Genomic DNA, 13,087 nt, shown 5'->3' with positions numbered 1-13,087 from the left:
TGCGCTCCGCTACACGCGCGTCAACGGCATCCCGACCCTGGGCCTGTGCCTCGGCATGCAGTGCATGGTCATCGAGGTCGCCCGCGACCTCGCCGGGCTGGAGAAGGCCAACTCGGCCGAGTTCGATCCCGACACCCCGGATCCCGTCATCGCGACGATGGCCAGCCAGGTCGACGTCATCTCCGGTGAGCGAGGGATGGGCGGCACGATGCGGCTGGGCAGCTACCCGGCCGTCCTGCAGAAGGGCTCCGTGGTCGCGGAGGCCTACGGCAGCACCGAGGTGACCGAGCGGCACCGGCACCGCTACGAGGTCAACAACACCTACCGGGAGCGGCTCAGCGAGGCCGGGCTCGTGTTCGGCGGGACGTCGCCGGACGGGAAGCTCGTCGAGTTCGTCGAGCTGCCCGCCGACGTGCACCCGTTCTACGTGGGCACGCAGGCGCACCCGGAGCTCAAGAGCCGTCCGACGCGGCCGCACCCGCTGTTCTCGGCGTTCGTCAAGGCGGCGCTGCGGTACCGGGCCGCGGAGCGGCTGCCGGTGGAGCTGCCGGCGAGGTCGAAGAAGGCGGCCGAGACCCCGCCGCGGCCGAACGGGACGCGGGTCGAGAAGGCCGCCGAGACCGCGGACGTGGGGCGCTCGTGAGCTCGGCGTCCGGGCACGGCATCACGCCGGGGGAGCACGCGTTCCCGGTCGAGTCGTCGGAGGACGTGCACGTCGGACGCGTGATGGCGCTGCGGGTGGACCACGTCGTCATGCCCGGGGGCCGGGTCGCGACGCGGGAGATCGTGGAGCACGCCGGTGCCGTCGCGATCGCCGCGCTCGACGAGGACGACCGGCTGATGATGATCTTCCAATACCGGCACGCGGTGCGCCGCCGGCTCTGGGAGCTCCCGGCCGGCCTGCTGGACCACGCGGGGGAGGACCCCGCCGAGGCCGCCGCGCGCGAGCTCATGGAGGAGGCGGGCCTCGAGGCGACGGACTGGTCCGTGCTGGTCGACGTCGTGCCGTCGCCCGGGTTCTCCGACGAGGCCGTGCGGGCGTTCCTGGCCCGCGGGCTCACCGAGGTGCAGCGGCCGGACCTGGGCGACGACGAGGAGGCGGACCTCGAGCTGCGCTGGATCCCGCTCGACGACGCCGTGGCGATGGTGCTGTCCGGGGAGATCGTCAACGCGGTGACGGTGGCGTCGATCCTGGCGATCCGGGTGATCAAGGACGGCCACGGGACGACCCGGAAACCGGACGCGGAGTGGCCGGACCGGCCCACCCGCTTCGCGGCCCGCAAGGAGTAGCGAGCCCGGGCCCCGGGCCCGGAAGTCGCGGTGTGGCCCCGCGACGCTCGCGGCCGACGGCGCGCTCACGGAGGTGAGCCCGATCACTCGTCTCGGTCACGGGGACGTTGCACTCGGTGCCCGACGCCCTGCCCAGGACCGATCCGGGGTAGTATGGGCAGGTCAGGTTGGGTGGGCATCGAGAACCCGGTGCGCGGGCGTCACGCCGCGCAGGGTGCCACCCGGCGTTCGCGCCGCAGGGTCACGTGCTGACGAGTGCTCCAGGTCGGCCGGGCTGATGCGGCCGGCCGGAGGAGAACCGCACATGAGCTGGGCCCGACACGGACGCGCCACCAATGAGGACGGGACCATGGGTAACACCTGGTCAGAGGCGCAGGCGGCGTACCAGGAGAGCTGCGACACCCAGAACGGCCTGGCGGCGCGCGTCGTCGCGGGGCAGGCCACCGATCTCGAGGACTGCACCGAGCTGCTGGCGATGCTCGGCCTCGACGCGCGGGCAGGTCGCCCCGCCTGATCTTTCGCAATGCTCACGACGGCCCGGGTCCCAGGACCCGGGCCGTCGTAGTCTCACCACCATGGCTGGAATGCGATTCGGACTCTTCGTGCCCCAAGGCTGGCGGCACGACCTCGTCGGCATCGACCCCGCGGAGCAGTGGGGCGTGATGAAGGGGCTGGCGCAGCGCGCGGACGCCGGTCCGTGGGAGTCGATCTGGGTCTACGACCACTTCCACACGGTGCCCGTCCCCACGGACCAGGCGACACACGAGGCGTGGTCCCTGATGTCCGCGTTCGGGGCCGTCACCGAGCGGGTCCGGCTCGGCCAGATGTGCACCTGCATGGCCTACCGGAACCCGGCGTACCTGGCGAAGGTCGCCGCCACCGCGGACGTCATCTCCGGCGGCCGCATCGAGATGGGCATAGGGGCGGGGTGGTACGAGCACGAGTGGCGGGCCTACGGCTACGGTTTCCCGCCGGCCGGCACCCGCCTCGGCATGCTCGACGAGGGCGTGCAGATCTTCAAGCAGGCGTGGGAGAAGGGCACCGCCACCCTGCACGGCAAGCACTACCAGGTCGACGGCGCGATCGTGCAGCCGCAGCCGCTGCAGGAGGGCGGCATCCCGCTGTGGATCGCGGGCGGCGGCGAGAAGGTCACGCTGAAGATCGCGGCCAAGTACGCGCGGTACACGAACTTCGCCGGGACGCCCGGCACGTTCACGGCCAAGTCCGAGATCCTCGCCGAGCACTGCCGCGAGGTCGGGACGGACTTCGACGCCATCGTCCGCTCGGCCAACTACAACGTCGCGATCGGCCGCACCCAGGCCGAGGCCGACGAGCGGCTCGAGCAGCTCAAGGCCCGCCTCGTGCCGTACGTCGGCGAGGAGAAGGCCGAGACCCAGCTCGCGTCCATCCGCGGGCTGCCGGCCCACGGGACGCCGGAGCAGATCGTCGAGAAGCTGTCGGACCTCAAGGCCCGGGGGATGACCTACGGCATCTTCTACTTCCCGGAGGCCGCCTACGACCGCTCGGGGATCGAGCTCTTCGAGCGCGAGGTCATCCCGGCCTTCCGGTGAGTGCGCAGCCTCGCTAGAACGAGGCTGCGCACTCACGACCCCCGCCGACGTGTGCGGACGCCCCGTCTTCGCAGCTCGGACGGGGTTGTGTGCGTGAAACCTCGCTCTAACGAGGTTTCACGCGCACAGGGCGTGTGGTTGCGGGGATCCACGGTGCGGTCGGGGCAGGATGGCCTGCATGGGTGCCGGCGGGGTGGACGGATGCGTGGACGCGTTCCTGGCGCATCTGGCCGTCGAGCGGGGGAGCTCGGTGAACACGCTGCGCTCTTACACCACGGACCTGCAGCGCTACCGCGACCACCTGCGCGCGCGGGGGATCGCCGAGCTGGCGGTGGTCCGCGAGCGGGACGTCAGCGACTTCGTCGTGGCGCTGCGCAGCGGGGAGACGCCGCTCGCGGCGTCCTCCGCGGCCCGGGCGCTCGCCGCGGTCCGCGGCCTGCACCGGTTCGCCGCCCGGGACGGACTGGTGCCCGTCGACGTGGCGCACGCCGTCTCGCCGCCGGCGCTGCCCAAGCGGCTGCCGAAGGCGCTGACGATCGACCAGGTCGACCAGCTCCTCGCCGGCTGCCCGGGTGAGGGACCGGTCCCGTTGCGGGACCGGGCCCTGCTCGAGCTGCTCTACTCCACCGGGGCGCGGATCTCCGAGGCCGTCGGCATCGATCTCGACGACCTGGACGTCACCAGCCGGACCGTGCTGCTGTGCGGCAAGGGCGGCAAGCAGCGGATCGTGCCGGTCGGGCGGCCCGCGCTGGAGGCCGTCGACGCCTACCGGGTCCGGTCCCGGCCGGACCTCGCCGCGCGGGGCCGGGGCACCCCGGCCCTGCTGCTGAACGCCCGCGGCGCCCGGCTGTCCCGGCAGAGCGCCTGGCACACGTTGCGCTCCGCGGCCGAGGTCTCCGGGCTGGGCACGGACGTCTCCCCGCACACGCTGCGGCACTGCTTCGCGACGCACCTGCTGGCCGGCGGTGCCGACGTCCGGGTGGTGCAGGAGCTGCTCGGGCACGCCTCCGTCACGACGACGCAGGTGTACACGCACGTCACCGTCGACGCGCTGCGCGAGGTCTACGCGACGGCACATCCCCGGGCCCGCGCCCGCTGATCTCCCACGGTGACGGCTCCGATACATTCCGTCACCATGCGCGTCCGTCGCCTCCTCCTGATCCTCGCCGCCGGGCTGCTGGCGGGTGGCTGCTCCGTCCAGGGCGTCTCGATCGGCCCGGCCGCCGTCGAGCAGACCGGCGGCGACGTGCGCACGGCGACGACCACGAACTCCCACGACGGCCCGGTCTCCCGCGTCGAGATCGTGTCCGACGCCGGCGACGTCGACCTGCACGCCGGGGCCGCCGCCGGCGCGAGGGTCGGCCGCACCGCCCGCTGGACCGGCCCCGAGCCGGAGGTCACCGAGGCCCTCGACGGCGACGTGTTGCGGATCACAGTGCACTGCCCGAGCCCGGCGGAGACCTGCTCGGTGGGCCTGGCCGTCGAGGTGCCGGCCGCCACCGCCACCCGCGTGCAGCTCGGGGCGGGGAGCATCGCCGTGACCGGGCTGACCGGCGCCCACTCGCTCTCGACCGCGGCCGGCTCGGTCGCGGGCACCGGGCTCGGGGCGGAGAAGACGTCCGCGCGTGCCGCCGCCGGCGACGTCGACCTGACCTTCTCCGGTGCTCCGGCCCAGGTGGAAGCCGAGTCGACGGCCGGGAACGTGACGGTCCTCGTGCCGGTCGGGCCCGTCTACCGGGTCGACGCGCGGACGACCGTCGGACGCGTCGACGTCCGGGTCGCGGACGATCCGGGGGCCGACGCGGTCATCACCGCCCGCTCCACGACCGGCGACGTCACCGTCGCCCACGCCTGAGCGGCGGCCTGGGTCCGGCGATCACTAGTACGTGCGCGCCGCGTAGCGTTGCCGAAACCGCTTGGCCCCACTACGGCGAGGCGCGTTGCCGCACGTCGGAGGCTTTCCTACGCTGCGGGCCAATACGAGCAGGCACCGCCGGCGACGATCCGGCCGGGACGCCCACGAGGAGACGGGAGCCCGCATGGACATGCCGCGGACCGTCGAGCCCCCTGTCGCGGTCGGCGGAACGGGCCTGGTCACGGCCATGACGGCGGCGGCACCGGAGCCCGAGGTCGAGGGGTACGCCGACGACACCGGCAGCGACGACGACGTCGTCGCACCGGCGATCGGGAGGCACCACATCGGCGCGCCCGAGCCCGCGCCGCTGACCCAGCACGGTCCCGCCCGGATCATCGCCGTCGCGAACCAGAAGGGCGGCGTCGGCAAGACCACGTCGACCATCAACCTGGGCGCCGCGCTGGCCGAGTACGGCCGCAAGGTGCTGCTCGTGGACTTCGACCCCCAGGGAGCGCTCTCCGTGGGCCTGGGCGTGCAGCCCCACCAGCTCGAGACGACGATCTACAACCTGCTGATGGAGCGTGGCGTCGAGGCCGAGGACGTCATCCAGTCCACCAAGGTCGACGGCATGTACCTGCTGCCCAGCAACATCGACCTGTCCGCGGCGGAGGTCCAGCTCGTCACCGAGGTGGGCCGGGAGCAGGCGCTGGGCCGGGCGCTCAAGAGCGTCCTCGACGACTACGACGTCATCCTGATCGACTGCCAGCCCTCGCTGGGCCTGCTCACGATCAACGCGCTGGCCTGTGCGAACAAGGTGCTCATCCCGCTGGCGTGCGAGTTCTTCAGCCTCCGCGGCGTCGCGCTGCTGATGGACACGATCGACAAGGTGAAGGACCGGCTCAACCCGGACCTGGAGCTGATCGGCATCCTCGCCACGATGTTCGACGCCCGCACGCTGCACACCCGCGAGGTGCACCAGCGCGTGCTCGAGGCGTTCGGGGACAAGGTGTTCGATGCCGTCATCAACCGCACGATCCGGTTCCCGGAGACCACGGTCGCCGGCGAGCCGATCACCACGTGGGCGCCCACGTCCAGCGGGGCGCTGGCCTACCGGATGCTGGCTCGCGAGGTCATCGCTCGGTGACCATCCTCGAGAACGCGCCGGGTCTCCCGGAGGGGACCGCGCCCGCTCCGCGGTTCACGGTCCGGCTGCACAACTTCGAGGGCCCGTTCGACCTGCTGCTCCAGCTCATCGGCAAGCACGAGCTGGACATCACCGAGATGGCGTTGCACAAGGTCACCGACGACTTCATCGCGCACCTGCGGTTGCTCGGTGACGACGCCGACCTCGACGAGACCACCGAGTTCCTCGTCATCGCGGCTACCTTGCTGGACCTCAAGGCGGCCCGCCTGCTGCCGTCCGCGGAGGTCGAGAACGAGGACGACCTCGCGCTCCTCGAGGCGCGGGACCTGCTGTTCGCCCGATTGCTGCAGTACCGCGCGTACAAGCAGGTCGCGGTCATGTTCGGCGAGCTGGAGAAGACCGCGCTGCGCCGCTTCCCGCGTTCGGTCGCGCTGGAGGACCGGTTCGCGAAGCTCCTGCCCGAGGTGCTGCTGGGGATCGACGCCGCGACCTTCGCCGAGATGGCGGCGTCGGTGTTCCGGCCCAAGCCGCCGCCGACCGTCGGCGTCGACCACCTGCACTCCCACCAGGTCTCGGTGGCCGACCACGCCCAGATCCTGCGCGAGCGCCTCGCCGAGCTGGGGGAGGCCACGTTCGCGACGCTGACCGAGGACTGTCGCGAGACGATCGAGATCGTCGCCCGGTTCATGGCGGTGCTGGAGCTGTTCCGGGAGAAGTGCATCCACGTCGAGCAGCCGGAGCCGTTCGGCGAGCTGACGGTACGGTGGACGGCATCGTTCCCGGAGGAGAACGTGCCGGACCCCGACAGCGAGTGAGACACGCGTGACCAGCACCGACCCGACCACCGATCCGGACGGGATCGACGTCCTCGACGAGCTGCCCGCCCTCGCCCGGGACGACGAGTTCGACGGCGCGCTCGAGGCGTTGCTGCTGGTCGTGGACGCGCCGACGGAGGACCAGGCCCTCGCCACCGCGCTGGATCAGCCCGTCGCCCGGGTCCGGGAGGGGCTGCTGCGCCTCGCCGAGAGCTATCGCGTCGCCGGCCGCGGGATCGATCTCCGCCGGGTGGGGGACGGCTGGCGGTTCTACACCCGCGACCTGTACGCGCCGTACGTCGAGAAGCTCCTTCTCGACGGCCAGCGCGCCCGCCTGACCAGGGCCGCTCTCGAGACGCTCGCCGTCGTGGCCTACCGTCAACCGGTCACGCGCGCGCGGGTGGCGGCCGTGCGCGGGGTCAACTGCGACGGGGTGCTGCGCACCCTGCTGACCCGCGGGCTCGTGGAGGAGGCCGGGATCGACGGCCCCACCCAGGGCACCTTGTTCCGCACCACGGAGCTGTTCCTCGAACGGCTCGGGCTGTCCTCGCTGGAGGACCTGCCGTCGTTGGCCCCGCTGCTGCCCGACGTCGACGCGATCGACGAGATCTAGACCCTAACCGAACCACGAGAAGCACCAGAACACGGACGTGAACCAGATGAGCAACCCCCGCAACGCCTCCGCCGACGGAGTGCGGCTGCAGAAGGTGCTGGCCCAGGCCGGCGTCGCGTCCCGCCGCGCCGCCGAGGAGCTGATCGCCGCCGGCCGGGTCAGCGTCGACGGCAAGGTCGTCACCGAGATGGGCCGCCGGGTGGACCCGCAGACGGCCGTCGTGCACGTCGACGGCTCCCGCATCCAGCTCCGGGACGACCAGGTGTACCTGGCCCTGAACAAGCCCGCCGGGATGCTCTCCACCATGTCGGACGAGAAGGGCCGGCTCTGCGTCGGGGACCTGGTGATGCAGCGCACCGAGCTGCTCAACCAGGCCGGGCGGCTCTTCCACGTCGGCCGCCTGGACCAGGACACCGAGGGCCTGCTGCTCCTGACCAACGACGGCGAGCTCGGCCACCGGCTGATGCACCCGTCGTTCGAGGTGGAGAAGACCTACACCGCCGAGGTGATGGGCCAGGTCGCCCGGGACGTCGGCAAGCGCCTGCGAGAGGGCGTCGAGCTCGAGGACGGGCCGGTCAAGGTGCACTCGTTCCGGCTGATCGACTCCCTGCCGGGCCGGTCCATCGTCGAGATCGTGGTGCACGAGGGGCGCAAGCACATCGTCCGCCGCCTGCTCGACGAGGTGGGCCACCCGGTGCAGCGCCTGGTCCGCACGGCCATCGGGGACGTGAAGCTGGGGGACCAGCGCCCGGGCAAGCTCCGCCCGCTGAACCAGACGGAGGTCGGGTCGCTCTACCGGACGGTGGGGATGTAGCCGGCTCGGCCCGCTCCGGGGCACCGGACCGCGCCAAGGCACAATGGACGTCGGCTCGCGCCGTGTGTGGGTGGCGAGGGACGCGAGGCGAGGGGTACGGAGATGTCCGGGTCGGTGCGCGAAGCCAAGACGTTGCAGGGCATCGTCGCGATGGACGGCCCCTCGGGCACCGGCAAGTCCACGGTCTCCCGGCGGCTCGCCGCGGCCTGCGGCGCCGCCTACCTGGACACCGGGGCCATGTACCGGGCCGCCACCCTCGCCGTCCTGCGGGCCGGGCTCGACGAGTCCAGCCCCATCGAGAAGATCGTCGCCGTCGCGACGGCCGCGGACGTCGAGTCGATGACCGACCCGGCCGCGCCCGGCATCCGGCTGGCCGGCGAGGACGTCGAGGCGGAGATCCGGGACGTGCCGGTCACCAAGCTGGTCAGTGCGGTGTCCGCGCAGGCCGAGGTCCGCGAGGCGCTCGTCGCCCGGCAGCGGCGCCTGATCGACGCCGCCGTCGCGGCAGGCGGCGGGATCGTCGTCGAGGGGCGGGACATCGGCAGCGTCGTCACGCCGGACGCGCCGCTCAAGGTCTACCTGACGGCGTCGGACGGGGTTCGGGCGGCGCGCCGGCGCCGGCAGGACGCCAAGGCCGGGCGCGTCGCGGACCCGAAGGCCACGCTGGCGGACGTGCAGCGCCGGGACCGGCTGGACTCCACGCGCGCGGTCTCGCCGTTGCACGCCGCGAAGGACGCCCTGGTCCTGGACACGGACGAGCTCAGCGTGGACGACGTGCTGACGGCGCTGCTGGGCCTGGTCGAGGAGCGGGGACTGTGCAGCCCCACGCCCAGGTGACCGTGACCCGGGACGGCGGCGCCACCGCCACGGATCTCCCGGCCACCGCGGTGCCGCCGCTGCACGACGCGGCCCGCTGGCTCGGGACCTGGTGGTACCGGCCGTTCTACCGGCTGGTCGTGCACGGCCGGGAGCGCATCCCGGCCATCGGTCCGGTGGTGCTCGTCGCCAACCACAGCGCGATGGTCGATGGGCCGCTGCTGTTCGGACTACTTCGGCGCCGCTCGGCGTTCCTGGTGAAGAAGGAGATGTTCACCGGGCCGGTCGGGGCCGGGCTGCGCGGCATCGGGCAGATCCCGGTCCGCCGGGGTTCGGTCGACCGGGCGCCGCTGACGACGGCGCTGGGCGTCCTGCGCGGTGGCGGCGTCGTCGGCGTGTTCCCGGAGGGGACCCGCGGGCAGGGTGACGTCGCGGCGGCGCAGCAGGGGGCCGCGTGGCTGGCCCGGGCCTCCGGGGCGGTGGTGCTGCCGGTGGTGTGCCGGGGTACCCGGCGTCCCGACGGGGCCGGACGCCGGTTGCGGCCTCGGGTGGACGTGCTCGTCGGCGAACCCCTGCCGGCACCCACCGGAAAGGGCCGCGCGGACCTCGTCGCGGCCACGGAGACCATTCGGGTCGAGCTCGCCGCGCTGGTCGCGGAGCTCGACGACCGACGCAGTAGTGACGGATGACGGAGCAGTACGTGAGCAGCGAGAACATTCTCGAGGGATCGGACCGGGCGGAGATGGCCCGTATGGGTCTGGACCCGGACGAGTTCGTCGCCACCGAGGACGAGTTCGGCGAGCCGATCGACGGCGAGGACGGCCCGCGGGTCCCCATGCCGGTCCTGGCGGTCGTCGGACGGCCCAACGTCGGCAAGTCGACCCTGGTCAACCGCCTGATCGGGCGGCGTGAGGCGGTCGTGCAGGACATCCCGGGCGTCACCCGGGACCGCATCTCCTACGACGCCCTGTGGAACGGCCGCCGTTTCACCCTCGTCGACACCGGCGGCTGGGACCCGGACGCCACGGGCCTGCAGGCGGCCGTGACCGCGCAGGCGGAGCTGGCGATGCGGACGGCGGACGTCGTGCTGCTCGTCGTCGACGCGCGGGTGGGCGCCACGGTCACCGAGGAGGCCGCGGCGGACGTGCTGCGCCGCTCGGACCGTCCGGTCCTGCTCGCCGCCACCAAGGTCGACGACGAGCGCCTGGTCGCCGACGTCGCCTCGCTGTGGGGCCTCGGCCTCGGCGAGCCGCACCCGGTGTCCGGCCTGCACGGCCGCGGCTCCGGTGACCTGCTCGACGCGATCCTGGAGGCCCTGCCCGAGACCCCGCGGGACGACTTCGGCGCCGGTGGCGCCGGGCCGCGCCGCGTCGCGCTCGTCGGCAAGCCGAACGTCGGCAAGTCCAGCCTGCTGAACCGGGTGTCCGGCGAGGTGCGCTCGGTGGTGCACGACGTCGCCGGTACCACCGTCGACCCGGTGGACTCCCTCGTCGAGCTCGACGGCGAGATCTGGCGCTTCGTGGACACGGCGGGCCTGCGCAAGCGGGTCAAGATGGCCAGCGGCATGGAGTACTACGCGAGCCTGCGGACCCAGGCGGCGATCGAGGCGGCCGAGGTCGCCGTCGTGCTGCTGGATGCGAGCGAACCGATCTCCGAGCAGGACCAGCGGGTCCTGACGATGGTCCACGAGGCCGGGCGCGCGCTCGTCATCGTGTTCAACAAGTGGGACCTCGTGGACGAGGACCGCCGCACCGAGATGAAGCGCGAGCTGGAGCGGGACCTGATCAGCGTCCGCTGGGCCGAGCGGGTCAACATCTCCGCGCTGACCGGCCGCTCGGTCTCGAAGATCGCGCCGGCGCTGCGGACCGCGCTGGACTCCTGGGATCGGCGCATCTCCACCGGGCAGCTCAACAGCTGGCTCGCGGACGTCATCGCGGCCACCCCGCCGCCGGTCCGCGGCGGGAAGCAGCCGAAGGTGCTCTTCGCGACCCAGGCCACCACCCGGCCGCCGACGTTCGTGCTGTTCACCTCCGGATTCCTGGAGGCCGGCTACCGCCGGTTCCTGGAGCGGCGGCTGCGCGAGGAGTTCGGTTTCACCGGCTCCCCGGTACGGCTCTCGGTCCGGGTGCGGGAGAAGCGCGCCCGCGGCGGACGCCGCAAGCACTGATCGGCGAACCGCCGATCAGCGCCCCGGGATGCCCTAGGCTCGGTGCATGACCACGGCAACGGGGGATTCGCTGTCTCCCGTCCGTGTCGTGCTCGCGGACGACGAACCCCTGCTGCGGGCGGGGCTGCGGACCGTCCTGGAGGCGCGCCGGACGATCACCGTCGTCGGCGAGGCCGCCAACGGCGACGAGCTGCTCGACGCGGTCCAGGCGCACGCACCGGACGTCGTCCTCGCGGACGTGCAGATGCCCGGCCGGGACGGTCTCTCGGCGCTACGGGTGCTGTGCGCGCGCCCGGACGCGCCGCCCGCCGCCGTGCTCACCACCTTCGACCTCGACGACTACGTGGCCGAGGCGTTGCGCATCGGCGTCCAGGGCTTCCTGCTCAAGGACGCCGAACCGGACGCGCTGATCCGCGCCGTGCGGGACCTCGCCGCCGGGGGAGCGGTCCTCGACCCGCGCATCGCGGCCCGGCTGCTTCCGCGGCTGGCCGGGTCCGCGCCCACCCCGCCGTCGCCGCCCGCCGACCTCACGATGCGCGAGAACCAGGTGCTGAAGCTGCTCGCGGCCGGGAACTCCAACGCCTCGATCGCGGACGGGCTCGGGCTGGCGGAGGCGACGGTGAAGAAGTACGTCTCCGCGCTGCTGATCAAGCTGGGTGCGGACAATCGGGTGCAGGCCGCGCTGATCGCCCAGAGCTGGGGGCAGGTGTGAGCCCCGACCCCGTGACCGGATGGAACAGCGTCGCCCGGTGGAGCGGCATGGCCCGGCGGGTCGGGCCGGTCGCGCTCGAGGTGCCGGCCGTCGGCGTCCCGGTCGTGTTCGTGCTCCTCGCGGCCCCGGGGCCGTTCCCCTGGTCGGTGACCGCGGCCCTCGTCGGGTGCGCGCTGCTGCCGCTGCGGCACCTCTGGGCCCCGCTCGGGATCATCGGCTCGTTCTGGGCGATCGCCGGCGGGCTCGGCTGGGCGTCGGAGATCGTCGCGCTGTTCGTGGTGGGGCGGCGGACCGGGGCGTTGCGGCGCTCCCTGCCGTGGTTCGTGCTCTCCGTCGTCGCCGCGGTGGTGCCGGTGCTGGTGACGCAGCAGCTGAGCTGGCAGTCCGTGGTCCTGACCGTCGTGTTCGCGGTGCTGTCCGCGGGCAGCCCGCTGGCCGTCGGCCTGCTCGTCGCCCTGCGGGACCGGCTGACCGCGAGCCTGCGCGAGCTCGAGGAGGCCCGCGAGGCGACCGTCCTGGCCCGCGAGTCCGCGGCCCGCGCCGAGGAGCGCGCCCGCATCGGCCGGGAGATCCACGACGCCGTCGGGCACCACGCCACGCTGATCGCCGTCGGTGCCGCGGCGCTGTCCGCGTCCACCGCCGAGCCGGAGACCCGGGACGCCGCCGACCGGCTGCGGATGCACGCCAAGCGGGCGCTCTCGGAGATGCGGACGGCACTGGGCCTGTCCGGCGCGGAACCGGCCGAGGAGGCCGGGACCGCGCAGCTCGTGGGGCTGGTGGAGCGGTCCGCGGCCGGTGGGATGGCGATCCGGCTCGTTCCGGCGGGGGAGCCGCGGCCGCTGACCGTCGCGCTGGACCGGGCCGTCTACCGGATCGTGCAGGAGTCCCTGACCAACGCCGCCCGGCACTCGCCGGGCGCGCCGGTCGAGGTGGCGCTGGACTGGCGGGAGCCGGCGGGGCTGCGCGTCGAGGTCCGCAACGGGCCGGTGCGCCAGGACGCGGCCCGGCGCGGGGCGTTCGGCATCGGCGGTGCGGGGCTGGCCGGACTGGCCGAGCGGGTGCGGTCCGTCGGCGGGGAGCTGGACAGCGGCCCCGTCCCGGACGGCGGTTTCGCTGTGCGCGCGCGGCTCCCCGTCGGCCGGTCCGCCCGTGTCCCGAGGCCGGATCGGGAACCGCGCGCGGGCACCGGTCCGATCCCGCTCGCGCCCACCTGAGCGGCGGCGCCGGCGACCGGAGGATCCGACGTCGGCGGCGGGCTCCCCGGTTGCCGCCGACGCCGGTACCCGTTCA

General features: G+C 73.3%; 15 protein-coding genes. All 15 read left to right on the top strand.

All coding sequences use genetic code 11. The features are described 5' to 3' along the window. Positions 1 to 643, top strand: a 643-nt coding sequence (locus JWP64_RS17405) for a gamma-glutamyl-gamma-aminobutyrate hydrolase family protein (protein ID WP_297498143.1), incomplete at its 5' end; no start/stop codon positions are given. A gap of 83 nt (positions 644 to 726) precedes the next feature. Further along, positions 727 to 1,290: an NUDIX hydrolase gene (locus JWP64_RS17400; RefSeq protein WP_297498161.1), complete on the top strand. Its 564-nt coding sequence runs from the start codon at positions 727 to 729 to the stop codon at positions 1,288 to 1,290. A 304-nt stretch (positions 1,291 to 1,594) separates the two neighbouring features. Further along, positions 1,595 to 1,804: a hypothetical protein gene (locus JWP64_RS17395; RefSeq protein ID WP_297498140.1), complete on the top strand. Its 210-nt coding sequence runs from the start codon at positions 1,595 to 1,597 to the stop codon at positions 1,802 to 1,804. 70 nt (positions 1,805 to 1,874) lie between these two features. Next, positions 1,875 to 2,861 carry an LLM class F420-dependent oxidoreductase gene (locus JWP64_RS17390; protein ID WP_297498137.1) on the top strand — a complete coding sequence of 329 codons (987 nt, stop codon included), beginning with the start codon at positions 1,875 to 1,877 and terminating at the stop codon, positions 2,859 to 2,861. Between the two features lie 178 nt (positions 2,862 to 3,039). Next, the gene (locus JWP64_RS17385; protein ID WP_297498134.1) at positions 3,040 to 3,960 is read left to right on the top strand and encodes a site-specific tyrosine recombinase XerD; all 921 of its coding nucleotides are present in this window, start codon (positions 3,040 to 3,042) and stop codon (positions 3,958 to 3,960) included. 36 nt (positions 3,961 to 3,996) lie between these two features. Next, positions 3,997 to 4,716 (top strand): DUF4097 family beta strand repeat-containing protein, encoded by a 720-nt coding sequence (locus JWP64_RS17380; RefSeq protein ID WP_297498131.1) that lies wholly within the window; start codon positions 3,997 to 3,999, stop codon positions 4,714 to 4,716. A 184-nt stretch (positions 4,717 to 4,900) separates the two neighbouring features. After that, complete coding sequence (locus JWP64_RS17375) at positions 4,901 to 5,860, top strand: ParA family protein (RefSeq protein ID WP_297498128.1); 960 nt, start codon at positions 4,901 to 4,903, stop codon at positions 5,858 to 5,860. After that, a complete protein-coding gene (locus JWP64_RS17370; RefSeq protein ID WP_297498125.1) occupies positions 5,857 to 6,675 on the top strand; it encodes a segregation/condensation protein A in 819 nt (272 codons plus the stop codon). Before JWP64_RS17375 ends, JWP64_RS17370 begins: the two co-directional genes overlap by 4 nt. Before the next feature lie 43 nt (positions 6,676 to 6,718). Next, positions 6,719 to 7,288: an SMC-Scp complex subunit ScpB gene (gene scpB, locus JWP64_RS17365; RefSeq protein ID WP_297498158.1), complete on the top strand. Its 570-nt coding sequence runs from the start codon at positions 6,719 to 6,721 to the stop codon at positions 7,286 to 7,288. Between the two features lie 46 nt (positions 7,289 to 7,334). Beyond that, complete coding sequence (locus JWP64_RS17360; RefSeq protein WP_297498122.1) at positions 7,335 to 8,102, top strand: pseudouridine synthase; 768 nt, start codon at positions 7,335 to 7,337, stop codon at positions 8,100 to 8,102. 102 nt (positions 8,103 to 8,204) lie between these two features. Beyond that, positions 8,205 to 8,939 carry a (d)CMP kinase gene (cmk, locus tag JWP64_RS17355; RefSeq protein ID WP_297498120.1) on the top strand — a complete coding sequence of 245 codons (735 nt, stop codon included), beginning with the start codon at positions 8,205 to 8,207 and terminating at the stop codon, positions 8,937 to 8,939. Between the two features lie 50 nt (positions 8,940 to 8,989). Further along, positions 8,990 to 9,607, top strand: coding sequence for a lysophospholipid acyltransferase family protein (locus JWP64_RS17350; RefSeq protein ID WP_297498155.1), 618 nt, complete (start codon positions 8,990 to 8,992; stop codon positions 9,605 to 9,607). Beyond that, positions 9,604 to 11,085, top strand: coding sequence for a ribosome biogenesis GTPase Der (gene der / locus JWP64_RS17345; RefSeq protein WP_297498118.1), 1,482 nt, complete (start codon positions 9,604 to 9,606; stop codon positions 11,083 to 11,085). The genes JWP64_RS17350 and der overlap by 4 nt, the downstream gene beginning before the upstream one ends. 46 nt (positions 11,086 to 11,131) lie before the next feature. Further along, complete coding sequence (locus tag JWP64_RS17340; protein ID WP_297498115.1) at positions 11,132 to 11,797, top strand: response regulator transcription factor; 666 nt, start codon at positions 11,132 to 11,134, stop codon at positions 11,795 to 11,797. Positions 11,798 to 11,808: 11 nt separating this feature from the next. Continuing rightward, positions 11,809 to 13,011, top strand: coding sequence for a histidine kinase (locus JWP64_RS17335; protein ID WP_297498112.1), 1,203 nt, complete (start codon positions 11,809 to 11,811; stop codon positions 13,009 to 13,011). Positions 13,012 to 13,087 lie beyond the last annotated feature (76 nt).

This window comes from Pseudonocardia sp., from assembly GCF_025465255.1.
Lineage (GTDB): Bacteria > Actinomycetota > Actinomycetes > Mycobacteriales > Pseudonocardiaceae > Pseudonocardia.
The sequence above is the reverse complement of the archived record's forward strand: the minus strand, read 5'-3'. Positions and strand labels throughout refer to the sequence as shown.